General features: G+C 62.5%; 17 protein-coding genes. 5 read left to right on the top strand and 12 right to left on the bottom strand.

Annotated elements, in window-relative coordinates; translation table 11 throughout:
- The first annotated feature begins 78 nt into the window (after positions 1-78).
- Entirely contained in the window at positions 79-810 is a 732-nt protein-coding gene (locus tag NKI47_RS09380) for an SDR family oxidoreductase (RefSeq protein ID WP_352589421.1), read from the top strand.
- A 147-nt stretch (positions 811-957) separates the two neighbouring features.
- Here the strand turns inward: NKI47_RS09380 and NKI47_RS09375 are convergent, their stop codons facing one another.
- Positions 958-2,178, bottom strand: coding sequence for an alanine racemase (locus NKI47_RS09375; RefSeq protein ID WP_352456188.1), 1,221 nt, complete (start codon positions 2,176-2,178; stop codon positions 958-960).
- Positions 2,179-2,403: 225 nt separating this feature from the next.
- Here NKI47_RS09375 and NKI47_RS09370 point away from each other — a divergent pair, with 225 nt between their 5' ends.
- Complete coding sequence (locus NKI47_RS09370) at positions 2,404-3,321, top strand: DMT family transporter (RefSeq protein ID WP_352589418.1); 918 nt, start codon at positions 2,404-2,406, stop codon at positions 3,319-3,321.
- 111 nt (positions 3,322-3,432) lie between these two features.
- Here the strand turns inward: NKI47_RS09370 and NKI47_RS09365 are convergent, their stop codons facing one another.
- The 4 genes from NKI47_RS09365 to NKI47_RS09350 form a co-directional block, all read right to left on the bottom strand.
- On the bottom strand, positions 3,433-4,122 hold the full coding sequence (locus NKI47_RS09365) for an RES family NAD+ phosphorylase (RefSeq protein WP_352589415.1): 690 nt from the start codon (positions 4,120-4,122) through the stop codon (positions 3,433-3,435).
- Positions 4,123-4,560, bottom strand: coding sequence for an MbcA/ParS/Xre antitoxin family protein (locus tag NKI47_RS09360; protein WP_023676794.1), 438 nt, complete (start codon positions 4,558-4,560; stop codon positions 4,123-4,125).
- A gap of 603 nt (positions 4,561-5,163) precedes the next feature.
- Positions 5,164-6,081, bottom strand: a complete 918-nt coding sequence (gene metF, locus NKI47_RS09355; protein ID WP_023676795.1) for a methylenetetrahydrofolate reductase [NAD(P)H] — start codon at positions 6,079-6,081, stop codon at positions 5,164-5,166.
- The gene (locus tag NKI47_RS09350; protein WP_023676796.1) at positions 6,081-7,103 is read right to left on the bottom strand and encodes an ArsR/SmtB family transcription factor; all 1,023 of its coding nucleotides are present in this window, start codon (positions 7,101-7,103) and stop codon (positions 6,081-6,083) included. Before NKI47_RS09350 ends, metF begins: the two co-directional genes overlap by 1 nt.
- Positions 7,104-7,245: 142 nt before the next feature.
- Between NKI47_RS09350 and tsaA the strand changes: the two genes are divergently transcribed.
- Both tsaA and NKI47_RS09340 read left to right on the top strand, forming a co-directional pair.
- Positions 7,246-7,788 (top strand): tRNA (N6-threonylcarbamoyladenosine(37)-N6)-methyltransferase TrmO, encoded by a 543-nt coding sequence (gene tsaA, locus NKI47_RS09345; RefSeq protein ID WP_051406133.1) that lies wholly within the window; start codon positions 7,246-7,248, stop codon positions 7,786-7,788.
- Complete coding sequence (locus tag NKI47_RS09340; protein ID WP_023676798.1) at positions 7,785-8,096, top strand: DUF2293 domain-containing protein; 312 nt, start codon at positions 7,785-7,787, stop codon at positions 8,094-8,096. Before tsaA ends, NKI47_RS09340 begins: the two co-directional genes overlap by 4 nt.
- 499 nt (positions 8,097-8,595) lie before the next feature.
- Here the strand turns inward: NKI47_RS09340 and NKI47_RS09335 are convergent, their stop codons facing one another.
- From NKI47_RS09335 to ettA, 5 genes are all read right to left on the bottom strand, one after another.
- Entirely contained in the window at positions 8,596-9,213 is a 618-nt protein-coding gene (locus NKI47_RS09335; protein WP_352465185.1) for an MOSC domain-containing protein, read from the bottom strand.
- 199 nt (positions 9,214-9,412) lie between these two features.
- On the bottom strand, positions 9,413-10,534 hold the full coding sequence (locus NKI47_RS09330) for a beta-ketoacyl-ACP synthase III (protein ID WP_352589412.1): 1,122 nt from the start codon (positions 10,532-10,534) through the stop codon (positions 9,413-9,415).
- Between the two features lie 121 nt (positions 10,535-10,655).
- Positions 10,656-10,991, bottom strand: a complete 336-nt coding sequence (locus NKI47_RS09325; RefSeq protein ID WP_023675887.1) for a hypothetical protein — start codon at positions 10,989-10,991, stop codon at positions 10,656-10,658.
- A gap of 114 nt (positions 10,992-11,105) precedes the next feature.
- On the bottom strand, positions 11,106-11,870 hold the full coding sequence (gene tam / locus NKI47_RS09320; protein ID WP_352589409.1) for a trans-aconitate 2-methyltransferase: 765 nt from the start codon (positions 11,868-11,870) through the stop codon (positions 11,106-11,108).
- Positions 11,871-11,915: 45 nt separating this feature from the next.
- Entirely contained in the window at positions 11,916-13,565 is a 1,650-nt protein-coding gene (gene ettA, locus NKI47_RS09315) for an energy-dependent translational throttle protein EttA (RefSeq protein WP_292659428.1), read from the bottom strand.
- Between the two features lie 241 nt (positions 13,566-13,806).
- Here ettA and NKI47_RS09310 point away from each other — a divergent pair, with 241 nt between their 5' ends.
- A complete protein-coding gene (locus NKI47_RS09310) occupies positions 13,807-15,102 on the top strand; it encodes a GGDEF domain-containing protein (protein WP_352571800.1) in 1,296 nt (431 codons plus the stop codon).
- A 27-nt stretch (positions 15,103-15,129) separates the two neighbouring features.
- Here NKI47_RS09310 and NKI47_RS09305 read toward each other — a convergent pair whose 3' ends face one another.
- Together NKI47_RS09305 and NKI47_RS09300 are read right to left on the bottom strand one after the other, a co-directional pair.
- On the bottom strand, positions 15,130-15,744 hold the full coding sequence (locus NKI47_RS09305) for a hypothetical protein (RefSeq protein WP_156937311.1): 615 nt from the start codon (positions 15,742-15,744) through the stop codon (positions 15,130-15,132).
- A 73-nt stretch (positions 15,745-15,817) separates the two neighbouring features.
- Positions 15,818-16,831 (bottom strand): ribonuclease T2 family protein, encoded by a 1,014-nt coding sequence (locus NKI47_RS09300; RefSeq protein ID WP_352589406.1) that lies wholly within the window; start codon positions 16,829-16,831, stop codon positions 15,818-15,820.
- Between the last annotated feature and the right edge of the window lie 70 nt (positions 16,832-16,901).

Here is a 16,901-nt window from a genome sequence, read left to right as displayed (position 1 = left end):
CTGAGCAATAGCATGCCCATAGCTTTCCCTGGAACGCCGCTCGATCGAGGCGGCCGTAATCAGACGGAAGGAACAGCCATGCATCGTCCACTCGAAGGCAAAACCGCACTTGTGACCGGCAGCTCGCGCGGCATCGGGCGCGCCATCGCCGAGGGGCTCGCGGCCAAGGGTGCTGCCGTGGTCGTCAACTATGTGGGCAACGAGAAAGCAGCCAGGGAAGTGGTTGCCGCCATTGAAGGGATTGGCGGAAAAGCCGTCGCCATCCAGGCGGACGTCTCCAGCATTCCCGACATTCGCAGGCTGTTCGACGAAACCGAAAGACAGATGGGGCCGATTGACACCGTCGTCGCCAATGTCGGCGTCGCCGTCATAAAGCCGCTCGTCGAGGCTACCGAAGCGGACTTCGATCATGTGTTCGGCACCAATGCCAAGGGCACCTTCTTCACGCTTCAGGAAGCGGCGCGCCGCGTTCGCGACGGTGGCCGCATCATTGCCGTTTCCACCGGTGGAACCAGGATGTTCTTCACGCAAACGGCGCTTTATCTCGGCAGCAAGGGAGCCGTCGAGCAGTTCGTCCGCGTCCTCTCGCGCGAACTCGGCCCGCGCGCCGTTACCGTGAATGCGCTTTCACCAGGCTTCACCGACACCGACCTGCTTCCCGAACGGGACCGGGCCGTGGCCGCCGGCATGTCGCCCTTCGACCGGATCGGAGCGCCGCGCGACGTCGCCGATGTCGCGGTTTTCCTGGCTTCGGACGAAGCTCGCTGGCTGACCGGCGAGAACATCCAGGCTGGCGGTGGCGTGGCCTGACTGAATGGTGAATGGTGAATGGTGAATGGTGAATGGTGAATGGTGAATGGTGAATGGTGACAATTCACCGAAGCGGACGGAACGCAAGAACTACTTCTATTCACTATTCACTATTCACTATTCACTATTTCACTTATTCACTATTCACTAATCCGCCATCGTCTCCAGGCTGGCAAACCCCTGCGGCGCATCGCCTTCGTCGAATGGCGTTGCCACCTCGACGAAAGTATCGGGATAGAAGCCGTTGAACCGTGTTCGGAGCGACAGCGAATAGGCGCCGATATGGCCGATCTCGATCCAGTCGCCGGTATCGACGGTTTCGGGCAGCCAGAACGGCCGCGACAATATATCGACGGAATCGCAGGTCGCGCCGCAGACCTTGAACGGCACGATGGTCTTGTCCTCGCCATTGCGCGAGCGGATCGCCGGATCGGGGATGAAGCGCGCCGGCAGCGTGATCTTGCCGGTCCATGAATCCGACAGCGACGCCCAGATGCCGTCATTGATGTAGAGCCTTTTGCCCTTGCGCAGCAGCACGCGCACGATCAGCGACAGGCAGCGAGCCACGATCACCCGGCCCGGCTCGGCCACCAGCGGCATCTGGTCGAACTGGTACTCCTGGAGGTCGCCCGACAGCCGCGACATGATCTGGCCGAGCGACGGCATTTCCGGCTTGCGGCTGTTCGGATCATGACCGTATTCGGCCGGAAAGCCGCCGCCGACATCGAGCCCGGCAATGTCGAAACCGACGCGGTTGCGCACCCAGTCGGCGGAGGCCAGCGCCCGCTCATAGGTGTCGGGATCCTCTATCTGGCTGCCGACGTGAAAGCACAGCCCGACCTTGTAGCCCGTCCGGTTCAGCCGTTCGGCCAGTTCGACCGCATTGGCCGGTCCGGCGCCGAACTTCTTCGACAGTTCGTAGGCCGCCGAGCCTTTCGTCTGGATGCGCACGAACACGGTGATGGCGCCCGGATCGATGTCGAGCGCCCGCACCACCCTGGTCAGCTTGGTGACCTCGTCCTCATGGTCGAGCGAAATGACGCGGATGGCGTATTTTTCCAGCGCCAGCCTGATGTCCGACTGCGCCTTCACCGGGTGCATGTAGAGCATCTCGGCGTCCGGCGAGACGGCGCGCACGGCGGCGAATTCGCCGGGCGAGGCCACATCGAAGGCACCGACGCCGGCCTCGACCAGGGCGTTGAGCACGATCCGCTCGCCATTGGTCTTGACCGCATAGGCGGTCTTGCCGGGAAACATGCCCATGAACTGTTTGGCGTCCGCCTTCAGCACCTGCGGGCGGAAGCAATAGATCGGATCGTCCGGGCGAAGCGCCAGCGCTGCCTCGCGGGCATTTTCGAATCGCTGCATGGACGAATCCCTTGACTGAGGCTGCGCACAATTAATCCAAGCTAGCGGCTAATGAAAACAATTCTATGTCTCGCCGCCCTGGCTTCGCGGCGCTACGCCGGTGCTGCAGGCCGGTTATGAGCGAGCTAGGCCATCGCTCAGGTTTCGGGTGGCCCTTGCGGCCGGATCGGGTATGGCGTGAACAGACGCCTGAAGAGCAAGGCATCTCGTCTGGGAGGACGACCAATGGCGATAGCTGCCACCACCACGATGCGCGGTCCGATGGTGCTCAAGGACTGGGCGCAGCTTCTGCTGCTCGGCGCCATCTGGGGCGGCTCGTTCTTCTTTGCCCGTATTGCGGTAGCGGAACTTCCGCCGCTGGTGCTGGTGCTGTTCCGCGTCACCATAGCTGCGATCGCGTTGCAGCTCTATCTTGCGGTCCGTGGCCTGTCGTTTCGCCTCGCCTTGCCGCATGCCGGCCTGTTCTTCCTGCTGGCGCTCGCCAACAATGTCATCCCTTTCTCGCTGATCTTTGCCGGCCAGACCGAGCTTGGCGCCGGTGTCGCCTCGGTGCTCAATTCGACGACGCCGTTCTGGACGCTGATCCTCGCCAACGCCCTGACCAGCGACGAAAAGCTGTCGTGGAACAAGCTTGCCGGCATCGCCCTCGGTATCGCGGGAACGGCGGTGATGATCGGCCCCGGCCTCGTCGCCGGGCTCGGCGGTCCGGTCTGGGCGAAATTCGCGCTCATCGGAGCGTCGCTATCCTATGCGGTTGCACTGATGATTGCCCGCCGCTTCAAGGGCGTGCCGTCACAGGTCATTGCCGCCGGACAATTGACCTGCTCGACCGTTATCATGGTTCCGGTCGTTCTGTTCACCTATGATGCCGCCAATCTGTTTTCGGCCTCGCCGCCGGTCTGGGCGGCGGTGCTGGCGCTGGCGCTGCTGTCGACGGCCTTCGCCTATATCCTCTACTTCAATCTCGTCGCCTCGACCGGCGCCACCAACGCCTCGCTGGTCACGCTCATCGTGCCGGCCAGTGCCATCCTGCTCGGCTTCCTGTTCCTGGGCGAGCGGCTCGAACTGTTCGAACTCGGCGGCATGGCGCTGATCGCCCTCGGCCTCGTCACCATCGATGGTCGCCTGTTCGGGCGGCGCTAATGCATGTCGCGCAAAGGTGTGCAGCGGTTTTGCGATAACGACATGCATAGAACAAGAACCTAAAGCGCGTCGCACGAGGCCGGTCGAACGCGACGCGCTTTAGAGATGGCGCTATATGGGCGTGATCGCGGGAACAGATGAACCCTGCCATTCCAGACGCCAGATACCGCCTTGCCGGAGATTCTGAACGAGATCGGGAAGGAAGGCGGCAAGGCAGGTCCCGCCGACATGTCTCACGGAAGGATACACAAGACCGGTCGCGGCGTCTTGCTTGCGGAGTTGCTTCGCCAGCGCCTGACCGGCAGGATAGGCTAAGACAGTATCCGGATCGAGCACCGGGTCCTTGCTGAACTCAGCACCGCGCAGATCGTGAAACGAGCCTATGAAGTCGGCAACGAGCTCCGCGTAGTCGGTGACGTTTTCAAACCGTTCGATCGCGGCAAGCTCGCGCGTCAGATGAAACGAGACCTCGCCGAGCGCGGTTTCCGCATCGAACCCACAGTACCAGACGCCCCTGGCATCATCGTTGAAACGATTGCCGCCCGGACGGGTGTAAGCGAACGCCGCATTGATGAAGGTGTAGCCCGGCCTCCCGAAAACCAGTTCGCGCGGATCGAGGTCGGGCAATCCCCCTTGCTGCGCCTGAAGGCGGCCGCTGGTGGCTCCTTCGAGCTCCGCAAGGTCCTCCAAATCTCCATGATTCCTGGCCAATGGCATCAGGACCGGTTCCTTGAGCCTGCCTGTCGAAATCAGCCGGATCGTGTCGCGCTGGGAAATGTCAGCGCGCGGCGGGATCTGCATTCAAAGTCCACCGCGCAAAGCGTCGATATGTTGGCGAACCTGCAGCAGCTTCGGAATGCCGCCCTCGATCATCACGTCCAGGGGGCGCCGGCCACCATAAAGAGGCCCTTTGTTCGGCAACCGCACCCATTCATCGGCAAGCGCTTCGGAGAACAGAAGCCGCAGTCCCTTGAAGATGCCGATCAGGGCGCTGATGCGTGTCAGCGAATCCTGGGAGAGAACGCCCTCCCACTCGCCTTTCTTCATGCGGAACCAGGTTCTCTCCGACACGTCGCCGATCAAAGTACAGATCTCGGTGCTGGTCAGATGCCAGATGTCTGCGAGCCTGACGATGCCGGCAACAGCCGCTGGCGTGAGCCGCGCCCGTGCCGAGGCATCCGCCAGATTTGCCGGCAAAGCCTGATTTGCAGGATCGCGAACCGCATAAGCGACACTCATTCCGACCTCCATCACTTGGCAGTCAATATACTGCCAATTGGCAGAAAATTCAAGTCCTGGCTATCTCACAACGCTGCCGATTGCCCACCGCATTCGTATAGAGTGCGTATAGCGTGCAGCATCCGGTTGGATGCGCAAAGGACGCGTCGAATCTTCAGTCGTTCCGAAAATCGATTCCGATTTCTGCCGCGGTAGCGCTGCCATTCTCGTGCTGCCACGGCTTTGCCACAAATTATTCACAGGTCCCGAGCCGGCTTTTGACAAAGAGTTTCAATGCCTAACGGCAAACGGCAGGTCGCAAATTCCACAATCTCGTCGCATTGCAGCAAAGTTTCTGCTTGCCTGTGGCACAAATGACCCTAGACTCTCGCCATAGCTCTTTAAGAGGAGGCTATGACATGGGACTGACGAGGCCGATCAACGCATTGATGATTTGTGCTGCGTTTGCATTCATCGGCGCCCTCATTATGGGCGTCCTTCCATAAAGCCGCTGAGCGGGGGAAGACCAGCACCGAATAGTCCAAACCATTTGAAAGGCCGGGCGTTTTGCCCGGCCTTTTGCATTCCCCCGATCTTTGACATTTCAAAAAGGAGCTTGCCGCCTTACGCCGCGGCGGATCCCGCCGCCTCGACTTCGTGCGACCTGATGCCGATCATGTGGCAGATGGCGAAGACCAGATCGGCCCGGTTCATCGTGTAGAAGTGGAAATCGCCGACGCCGCGCTCGACAAGGTCCAGCACCTGCTCGGCGGCCACGGCAGATGCCACCAGCGCATGCGTTTGCGGATCGTTCTGCAGCCCATCGAAGCGCTCGGCCAGCCATGCCGGCACCAATGCGCCGCACCGCGCCGAGAAGTTGGCGACCTGGGTGAAATTGTGCACCGGCAATATGCCCGGCACGATCGGTATGTAGATGCCGGCCCGCCGTGCCCGCTCGACATAGCGCTCATAGAGATCGTTGTCGAAGAAGAACTGGGTGATCGCCCGCGTCGCGCCGTTGTCGGCCTTGCGCTTCAGCATGTCGAAGTCGGTGGCGAAATCCGGACTCTCCGGATGCTTTTCCGGATAGGCCGAGACCGATATGTCGAAATCGCCGGCGCCCTTCAGCGCATCAACCAGTTCGGCGCCATTGGCATAGCCTTCCGGATGCGGCCGGTAGGCCGCGCCGACGCCCTCGGCCGGATCGCCGCGCAGGGCGACGAAACGCTTGACGCCCATATCGGCGAACTCCCGGATCACCGCATCGACCTCGTGACGCGCAGCATCGACGCAAGTCATGTGCGCCGCCGGCGTCAGCGTCGTTTCATTGAGGATGCGCTTGACGGTGCGGGCCGTCCGCTCGCGGGTCGAACCACCGGCGCCATAGGTGACCGAGACGAATTTCGGCTTGAGCGGCTCAAGCCGGGTGACCGTGTCCCACAGCCTTGCTTCCATCTCATCGTTTTTCGGCGGAAAGAACTCGAACGAAACCCTGACCTTGTCGCCGATGTCGGGGCGGCGGGAGAAGCGGAACTGGTTCATCAGGCGGTTTCCCCTATCGGATACGCATTGGCCGGTTGTCTGTCGTTGGAAGGCTCGGCAATCAGCATGCGCCGATCGCGGCCGAGCCAGAGTTTGACGGTGAGCTTGGCCTCGTTGCCGCCGCGCGGCTCGAATTCCTGGCTGTCCTCAAGGTCGAGGCCGGCCTCGGAAAACCAGTCGCCAATCTGCCGGTCGGAAAAGCCGAGACGCATATGCGCGTGCTCCTCGCGCAAGAACTCCAGCGCGTGCGGCGCGAAATCGACGATCACCAGCCGGCCGGCCGGGCGCAACAGACGCGCCGCCTCGCGGATGGCGCGGGCGGGATCGTCGAGATAATGCAGCACCTGATGGATGGTAACGAGATCAAAGGCGTCGCGTTCGACCGGTGGCGCAAAAATGTCGCCCTGGCGCACTTGCGCATTCGAAACGCCGGCCTTGTCGAGATTGGCGCGCGCCACCGTCAGCATCTCGCGCGACATGTCGATGCCGACACCGCGCCGATAGAGCGGCGAAAAGATCTCGAGCAGCCGTCCGGTGCCGGTGCCGAGATCGAGCATCGACTGGAACGGCCGCTTGCCGACGAGCTTGATGAGAGCTGCTTCGACGGCGCGATCCGGCACATGCAGCGAGCGGATATGGTCCCAGCTTGCGGCGTTTACCGAGAAATATTCGGCAGCCCGGTCCTGCCGCTTGCGCTTGACTGCGGCCAGCCGTTCGAGATCACGCTCGACCTGCGGATCGGCGCCGCGGATGCCGGAGACCAGCCTGAGCACGAAATCGCGCGACGCGTCGGAATCCGATAACCGGAAGAACGCCCACGAGCCCTCCTGGTAGCGGCCGATCAGCCCTGCCTCCAGCAGCAATTTCAAATGGCGCGAGACGCGCGGCTGCGACTGGCCGAGGATTTCGGTGAGATCTGAAACGGTCAGATCGCCGCGCGACAGCAGCGCCAATATGCGCAGCCGGCTGGATTCCGCCGCCGCCTTCAATGTATCTACCATCGTGTCGAGAGCGACATGCATGCGAGCATTCTCTTTGAAAAGATATAAACATATGTTTATGTCGGTTTGGATAGGCTTGCAAGCGCTATGTCGCTTCCGGACAAGAAAATGACGCATGCGTGGCGGATCGCGCAAAAACGGACGCATGATCGAGGCGAGAACCATGTTCGAGACGCGCAGCGGCGAAAAGCTCCTGGAAACCGACCCGGCAACGATGCCGCCGGATGGCCATGTCGTCTTCATCGGCCGCATCGCCTCGCCGTGGACGACACGGGAAACTTGCCCCAAGAACATGAAGGCCGCGCGGGAGACGGGACAGCCGGCGCACTTGGTCATCAACCCGCCTTATCGTGATGGCTTGCTTGGGCTGGAACGCGCCAGCCACGTGATCGTCCTGTCCTGGCTGCACCATGCACCGCGGCAACTGATTGTCCAGAAACCCCGCCATGCCACGGAGCCGAAAGGCGTCTTTTCGCTGCGCTCCCCTGCCCGGCCGAACCCAATTGGGCTGCATGTCGCCAGGCTGGTTGGCGTCGACATCGACACCGGCCGCGTCGATCTCGATGCCATCGACGTGCTCGACGGCACGCCGGTCATCGACATCAAGCCTTATTTCGCCTCGACCGATGCCTTCGCCGAGGCGACCATGTCCGGGCGGGACGAGTCGTCCAGATCGGGCGAGCCCCCCAGATGGGATGAGCAGTGAGCGCGCCGACCGGCCGCCGCCGCGCTATCGCCAAGGCGCTGACAGCGCTCCTGCCGCTGGCGCCCTATGCCGACATGGAAAATATCCGTGCCGATGCCGGCGCCGTGCACATGAAGAGCTTGCCGCCGAGCATTGCCGTATGGCTGGCGACGATTGCGCATATTCGCCACGCCCACACCGACTACGAAAAGCTGCTGGCCGAAGGCTATGACCGCGATTCCGCGCGCTTCTTCGTCATCGAACAGACCAACATCGTGCTCACCCGCTGGCGCGCCACCCGGCTGCTCGACGATGAGGATGAGGCGTAGAGAATGGCAGGCACACGCGTCGAGTTCTGCGGCGCTTCACCGTTGTGATTGGCGAAATCGAGAGGTGACGGCCAATCTCCCCCCAAGTGGGGGAGATGTCCGGCAGGACAGAGAGGGGCGCTGTCCCGCCGACCTCAGGTCGGCAACATCGGAACTTTCAAAGCCTGAAATAAAAAACCCGCCTCGGTGGGCGGGTCGTCGGTGCGAATCAGCACCATATCCAAATTAGTAGCATAGCTGCCGGCACAAAGCAAGAACAAAATACGCCGTGACTAGAGGTCGCGTTCCTTCGCGCCCCCCTCTGTCCTGCCGGACACATCTCCCCCCACGAGGGGGAGATTGGCAGCTTCGGCGCCTCGCTCGGTCAGCAACGTTGGAGATTGGCGAAAGCCGAGATGACGGCCAATCTCCCCCCTCGTGGGGGAGATGTCCGGCAGGACAGAGGGGGGCACGAAGGAACGCGGCTTTGACTGGCAATGCCGCCTTGCCTGGAAAACAACTAGGCCCGGTAAATCCACTGCTCCGGCACGCGTACCGAAATCTCCTCGCCGGCCGCGATCGTGCCGGGCTTCTCGACCCAGGCGACGAGCCCACGCAAGCGCTTCGCCGCCTTCGGGAACAGCAGCGCTCCGGCCTCATGGTCGGGCATCCCGGCATTTTCGGCGACCGACCGGCCGGCGATCCGGCAAGGCCCGTTCTGCGCGTCGATCTTGACGGTCGCGCCGCCTTTGAAGAACAGCTGCGTGCCGGTCGGCAGCATCGAGAGGTGCGGCAGGCCTTCGATCAGGAGATTGGCGCCGATCCATTCCGGCTTGATCTCGGCGATGCCCATCCGTTCGGCGACGATTGCCAGTTCGTCCGCTGCCACGATCGACAATTGCCGCTCGTTGCGCATCTCGGTGCCGCGCGGATACCAGGGTTCCCGCCCGCCGGAGCGCCGCGTCGTGCCGGCATGGAAATCGCCTTCAATGCCGTCGAAACCGAGTTGCAGCGTATCCACCGCTCGTGTCTCAAAACGATCGAACGGTGCGAGGTAAAGCGCTGCCACCCTGGCGGCGAGTTTTCGCGACGGGACGATCTCGACCGGAGTTTCGGCTTCGGGAAAAAGATCCAGCATGGGTTCGTGCCTCGCGTGATACGCGCAATTAGCCGCGGTCAGCTCATCAGGTCCAGTCGAAAGCGCTGATGCTCCGATCAAGACGGCTGATGCGACTATGCCAGGCGCGTTCCGATGCTGGTGCCGTTCGCGCCGAGCTAATGCATGTCGCCCAAAAGTGTGCAGCGGTTTTGGGACAACGACATGCGTAAAACAAAATCTAAAGCATGCGCAATAGCGCGCCGCCGATCGAGTAGCCGGCGCCGAAGGCGCAGAGCAGGCCGTAGTCGCCGGCCTTCATGTCGGCATGGTTCTCCGACAGGGCGATGATGGCACCGGCGGCGGCGGTGTTGCCGAGGCGCTCCAGCACCATCGGCGCGCGGTCGTGGTCGACGTCATGGCCGAACGACAGTTTCAGGATCATGGCGTTCATCCGCGCATTGGCCTGATGCAGCCAGAAGCGCCGGATCGCTTGCGGCGTCAGCCCGTGCTCGGCCAGGAATTCGACGATGAATTTGTGGCCGGCAACGGTGACTTCCTTGAACACCTTGTTGCCGATCTGCTTGATCAGATTGCCTTCCAGATCGATCATATACGGATCGTCCTGGGTGGCGCGGGTATAGTAACCGAGATTGGTGCGGATGCTGTTCGACATCTGCGTCCAGGCGCGCGTGTCGAGCACCTCGAAGCGCCCCGGCCGCTTCTCGCCCTGGGCAAGCCCTTCGACGATCATCGACACGGAAGCGTCGCCGAAGATGAAATGCGTCTGCCGGTCGCGAAAATTAAGATGCCCGGTGATGATCTCCGGCGTCGTCACCAGCACGCGCTTGTGCGCCCCTGCCCGCACCAGATTGACGGCGATGTGCAACGCCGCCGCTGCCGAAGAGCAGCCAAGCCCCATATCGAAGCCGGCGCCTTTCGTCCCCAGCGCCTGCTGCATTTCGATGGCGATCGCCGGATAGGGCCGCTGATGGTGCGAGGCCGAGCAGATCACCAGGTCGATATCCCCCGGCTTCAGCCCGGCATGATCGAGCGCCTTGCCGGCCGAAGCGATGCCGAACTCGGCCTCCAGCGACAGCGCTTCGTCGGGCCGCGCCGGGAAGCGCGGCGCCATGCGGGTCGGGTCGAGGATGCCTTCCCGTTCGATGACATGGCGGGTCTGGACGCCCGAGGCATGGACGATGAAGGCACTGTCCGATTTCTGTACCAGCGGCTCGCCCGACACCTCGCGCCGGATGTTCTCCATGTCCACCCAGCTGTTGAAGCTGGCGACGAGTTCCTCATTGGTGATCGAAGCTTCGGGGATTTCAACGCCGATGCCGCTGATGATGACGCGATGCATTTCCAGTTCGTCCCGTGCGCAGGCGTTGCGGCTTCATGTCGACGCCGCAAAAAGCTCGGCGCAACCTCTTTTGCACCTAGCCAGTTTATGCCGGCTTAAATCAAGTCCCTGGGACGGGTCTTTACCAGGCGCAGAGCTTGGTATTGGTCTGCGGGTTGTTCCAGCAGGCACCGTCATCGCGGCTGCGCACGAATTGCCCGGGCAGCGGCACGTTGCGGCGGCCGAGATTGACATAGCCATAGGCAAAACCCGGTCCGTCGATTTCCAGGACGTAGGTCGGATAACCCGGCGCCGAGATGCGAAAGCTGCCGGCATCGTCCAGCGCCCGATAGCTGCACGAGAAATAGCCGTCGTCGCTGGTGAAGCAGCGCGCTCGCTTGGCCTCCGCCGATATAGACAAGGCAAGCACAGCGGCCGCACAAACGCTGCCGCCGAAACCCATCTTTTTCAGTGTCATCATCCATCCCCATGGCCCATGAAGGGCCTTATCCCTGCCCCAGCGAGATGCGCATGACGGCGAAAGCCGGTCAAGCATCCGCTGCTGGCTGTTTTTGGGTGTAGCTAAGAGCTTCTAAGCAGAACGCCGCGCCACGATGAAGAGACGGGGAAAGCGCAGCAATACCTTGCCGCTTGCCGTTTTCGGATAGGCTTCGCTGATCCTGGCCGTGTAGCGCTTCAGGAAAAGCTGCCGCTCGTTCTCGTCGAGCGGATCGAGGAACGGCTTCAGCCCCGTCGACTTCACCCATTCGACGATCGCCTCGGCATCGGCCAGCGGATGGTTGTAGATCGTGTGCCAGATATCGAGCCGATCCGAGAATGGCGACAAAAGGTCGTAATAGAACGCGACCGGCGGCAGCGGCGCGCGGGCCGCGCGCTCGAGCTTTTCGGCAAACGGCATCTCGGCCGCGGTCTCCCGCATCAGCCGGTGCGAAGGCTCGGCCATATTAATCTGCACGGCAAGCGCGCCGCCGGGCGCCAAAAATCCCATCAGCCGCTGGAAGACCGCCGGATGCTCCGGCAGCCATTGAAACACCGCATTGGCAAAGATCACGTCGACCGGTTCGTTCGGCTGCCACGCCGCCGCATCCGCCAAGGCAAAGGTGACGCCGGGCAGGCGCGCCTTCGCCTTCTCGATCATGTCGAGGGAGGTATCGAAGCCGCTGATCTGCGCCTGCGGCCAGCGCTCGACCAGCAATTCGGTCGAATTGCCCGGCCCGCAGCCAATGTCGACCACCCGGCGTGGTTCCGGCACCGGCACCTGCGCAACGAGATCGCGCGCGGGGCGGGTGCGCTCGTCCTCGAATTTCAGGTAGAGGGCGGCGGACCAGTCGGCCATCTTGGTTCCTCAGATCATTTGAGAATTCGCCGCCCTGTAAATGTCTTACCGCGTCAGCCGCTTATACGTCATGCGGTGCGGATTGACCGCGTCCGGGCCGAGGCGGCGGATCTTGTCCTGCTCGTAATCCTCGAAATTGCCTTCGAACCATTCGACGTGGCTGTCGCCCTCGAAGGCGAGGATGTGCGTCGCCAGGCGATCGAGGAACATGCGATCGTGCGAGATGATGACGGCGCAGCCGGCGAAGCTCTCGAGCGCGTCTTCAAGTGCAGCCAGCGTTTCGGTATCGAGATCGTTGGTCGGTTCGTCGAGCAGCAGCACATTGCCGCCGGTCTTCAGCATCTTGGCCAGATGCACGCGGTTGCGCTGGCCGCCGGACAGGTTGCCGACCTTCTGCTGCTGGTCGCCGCCGCGGAAATTGAACGACGCGCAATAGGCGCGGGTGTTGGCTTCGAACTTGCCGAGCTTGACCACTTCGGCGCCGCCCGAGATCTCTTCCCAGACCGTCTTGGTCGGGTCGAGCGCGTCGCGGCTCTGGTCGACATAACCGAGCTTGACCGTCTCGCCGACGCGGATGGTGCCGGCATCGGGCTTTTCCTGGCCGGTGATCATGCGGAACAGCGTCGTCTTGCCGGCGCCGTTCGGGCCGATGACGCCGACGATGCCGCCGGGCGGCAGCTTGAATTCGAGATCGTCGATCAAAAGCGTGTCGCCAAAGCCCTTCGACAAGCCCTCGACCTCGATCACCACATTGCCGAGCCGCTCGCCATGCGGAATGACGATCTGGGTGTCGCTCGGACGCCGCTTGTCGGCTGCATCCAGCAGATCCTGGAACGCCTGGATACGGGCTTTCGACTTGGTCTGCCGGGCTTTCGGGCTGGACTGGATCCACTCGCGCTCGCGGCCGATCGCCCGCTGGCGCGCATCGTCCTCGCGGCCTTCCTGCTTGAGCCGCTTGGCCTTGGCTTCGAGATATTTGGTGTAGTTGCCTTCGTACGGGATACCGCGGCCGCGATCGAGCTCGAGGATCCAGCCGGTGACATTGTCGAGGAAGTAGCGATCGTGGGTGATGATCATCACCGCGCCCGGATAGGCCCGCAGATGCTTTTCCAGCCACGCCGTCGTCTCGGCGTCGAGATGGTTGGTCGGCTCGTCGAGCAGCAGAAGGTCGGGCTGGCGCAGCAAAAGCTGGCAAAGCGCGACGCGACGGCGTTCGCCGCCCGACAGCTTGGTGACATCGGCCTCCTTGGGCGGGCAGCCGAGTGCCTCCATCGCCATCTCGACCTGCTGTTCGAGATCCCAGAGGTTGAGCCGGTCCATCTCGTCCTGCAGCTTGGCCGACTCGTCCGCCGTCTCGTCGGAATAGTTCATCATCAATTCGTTGTAGCGCTCGATGATGGCGGTCTTGGCGGCGACGCCTTCCATGACGTTTTCGAACACGTTCTTGTTCGGATCGAGCGCCGGCTCCTGCGCCAGGTAACCGACGGTAGCACCCTCGGCCAGCCAGGCCTCGCCGCTCCACTCCTTGTCGATGCCGGCCATGATCTTGAGGATCGTCGACTTGCCGGCGCCGTTGGGACCGAGGATGCCGATCTTGGCGTCCGGATAGAAGGACAGATGAATGTTCTCGAGCACCTTCTTGGTGCCGTAGGCCTTGTTGAGGCCGGCCATGTGATAGATGAACTGGCGTGCCACGCGCGCTTTCCCTGAAAAGTCGACTGATGTCGGATTGAATGGAAGTTGGGGGCTATGTAAGCGATGCGGCCGCGAACGGCAAACAGTTTTGGCCCCAAGCGGATTTGGTCGCACCCACAAACGCTTAGCCGCTTCATTTCGTGCCGGCGCCCAGGCGAAAGCTCCGGTTAACCATTCCGCGTCAAACAATGTTGGATGGGAAATCGCTGGCAGCCGCGATTTCGGGGAGAGAGATCGGGCCGTGTTGAACAGTTTCCTGCTTTTTGCCGAAGCGGTTCTCTATTTCGGCATCATGGTCACGCTTTTCCGGTTCAGGGGCCGCATCGGCCTCGGCGTCTTTGTTTGCGCCCTTGGCGTCATGCATTTCCTGGAAACCTATCTCGCCAGCGTCTTCTACGTCGCGCTGCCGTTCGGCATGGTATCGCCGGGTTCGGCCGTGCTGTTTTCCGGCAAGCTGGTCATGCTGCTCCTGCTCTACATCAAGGAGGACGCGGCAACTGTCCGGCAGCCGATTTATGGCCTGCTGCTCGGCAATGCCCTGATGATCGGGCTCGTGCTGATCCTGCGCCTGCACGACATCGCACCGCTGCCCGACGGCAAGCTTCCCGACATCGGCTTCATCGACGAGATGGGCTGGCTGATGGTGTGGGGCACGACGCTGCTGTTCGTCGACGCCATCCTGATCATTCTGCTCTATGAAAAGCTCGGCAAATATCTGCGCAAGGCGCTTTTCACCCGCATCCTGGTCTCCGTCGCCTGCGTGCTCACCTTCGACCAGGCAGGCTTTTTCACGGCGCTGCATTTCGTCACCGGCGCGCCGGTCGCGGTGTTCTTCGGCGGCTGGTTCGCCAAGATGGCAGCGGCCCTGGTCTACAGCACCATGCTGGTCGGCTATATCAGGTGGTTCGAGGCGCGGCAGGTGCCGGCGGCGCGCGGGCTTTCCGACATTTTCGACACGCTGACCTATCGCGAGCGCTATGAGGCGCTGGTCGAGCATGTCGGTCGCGACGGCCTCACCGGTCTCCTGCACAGGGGGCGCTTCGACAGCGATGGCGAGGCCGCCGTCGCCGCCAGCCTGCGGACCGCCAGGGCGCTCAGCCTGCTGATCATCGATGTCGACCACTTCAAATCGATCAACGACCGCTTCGGCCACGCCGAGGGAGACAAGGTGCTGAAAGCCCTGGCAATTTTGCTTGGCGAACTTGTCGGGACCGAAGATCAATTGTTCAGGATCGGCGGTGAGGAATTCGCCATCCTCGGCTGGCGTCCGCAGCCGCTCGCCAGACTGCTGGGCGAAACCGTCAGGCAAGCGGTCAAGACGTCCGCGAGCACCAGCCGGTTCGACATTACCGTCAGCGCCGGCATCTCGACGGTCAGCGAGACGACCCGTTGCCTTGCCGATCTCTTTGCGCTGGCCGACCAGCGTCTCTACAAGGCCAAATCCACGGGACGCGATCGCGTTGTCGGCGAACCGGGCGGCAACGAAGCAGACGCCCGCAACACATGGACCAGGCCGGAGCGCAGCGCCGGCGCGTAACGCTGCCCAGGCCTGCGATTGGCTCAATCAGGATTGTTTGCGCCGCTGCCATCCGCCGATCGCAACCGAAACCGCCATCAGCGCGATCGCCAGCCATTTCAACGCGGTAATAATCGGGCCGGCTTCGATGTCGTAGGCAATGAACAGAAGAATGCCCGGTACCAGCAGGCCGCAGAGCACGAGCGTGATCCGGTTGATCTGCCATGACACTTTTGCCGCAAGCGCCTGGTCGCCGGGCACGGCGACAAGCGCGGCCCGCATTGCCTTCGGCGCCACCAGCGTGGTCGAAAGACGCAGCGAAATCGGCAGGCCGATGCCGATGATCAGGAAGGCGCATGCCGCCAGGAGCAGCGAAAACTTGATCGCACTGGTTTCGGCCGGTACCGGGAACAGCAGCGCCGCCAGCGGCAGGAAGACACAGAATATCCCGAGCGCGGCAATGGCGATGAAGATCGCCGCGTTGACCAGCGTGAACAATTGGTAGGTGCCGCCGCCGACGGGTTTGGCGAGCGTGGTCATGCGCGCCCACTCCACTTCGGTGTAGGAAAAGCCCGGCCACTCCATATGGCCGTCGCGGATCGCCGTCATGCCCTTGGCCCAGAACGCCAGCCGCGCCAGCGCGCCGCCCGTCATACCACTCATCGCCACCCCCTATGAATGATGCCCCCGGGATCATACCATCCCCGGTGCAAAGCGACAGTCGCGTACGGCCTGTTTACTGGAACCCGACGGCATCGACCGCGCCCTTCGGGCAGCCAGCCTTGGCTGTCGGCGCCGAGGCAAGCAGCAGGGCACCGAGCGAAGCGTTCGAAGCGATCGGGCCGGTCAGGCCGAGCGTCAGTTCGCCGATCAGCCGCCTGCCGTTCGAAGGATCGACCACGCAGGACACGCGGACCCGGTCGCCCGCGCCTTTGCCGAAGGCACTGTCGAAGGTGCTGCGGATCTGATCGGATGTCAGTTGCTTGCCGATGTTCTTGATGAAGAGATCGCGCACCGGCGACGCATTCATCGCGCGCATCAGGTTCAAAGCGACGGCGAAATACTCCTGCTGGCTCTTGCCGTAGCAGGTGCCGTGCTTGATCCATTCATGCCTTTCGAGGGCGGATGCGGTGCCCGGCATCACCTGGTCGAGTTCCGCTCGCGTTTTCGGGTCAAGGGTGACCGGCGGCAAGTCTCGCCAGTGCGCCGGATCGTCGTTCGCCTTGTCGCTTGCGGCGACCTGGCAATAGAAATTTCCGTTCGGCTGCGGCCACAACCCATGCAAGGTGAAGTGGGTCGCCTCGAAACCGGCGGCGGTCTGCGCACGGCATTCGGCCTTGCTGGATTTGGTCTCGCAGAAAGCCGGCTGCCAGCTCAGCGCGAAGACATATTCCGGCTTTCCGGACGCCGATGGCTTGTTCGGCTCGGCAGGCGCCGGTGCAGCCGGCATCGTCGACGCGCTGCCGCCCGAAACACGACCGCAGCTGATCTTAACCCAGCGGCGCTCCGGATCGGCGCCCGGCACGCGAATGAGATAGTGCGTGGGCGCGTCCTTGTTGCCGGCCAGCAGATCATAACTCTGACCAGCCGCGGTCGAGACATTGCCGGGATTCTTGCTGCTCTTGATCGCCTGCGTTGCCGGACAGGCGGCATCGGCGACGAAAGAGCCGGTCATCTTCACATCGGCCCGCGCCGCGCTTGCGCCAGCAAACGCAACAAACACCGCCCCCCATATCGCCCAAATCCGCATTCCGGCACTCCTCGTGATTCACGCCGCAAGCTAGAAACTTGCGACATGTCAGAATTACGATTTCTTTCGC

The sequence above is a fragment of the Mesorhizobium sp. M0633 genome (assembly GCF_040320645.1).
Taxonomy (GTDB): Bacteria; Pseudomonadota; Alphaproteobacteria; order Rhizobiales; family Rhizobiaceae; genus Mesorhizobium.
The sequence above is the reverse complement of the archived record's forward strand: the minus strand, read 5'-3'. Positions and strand labels throughout refer to the sequence as shown.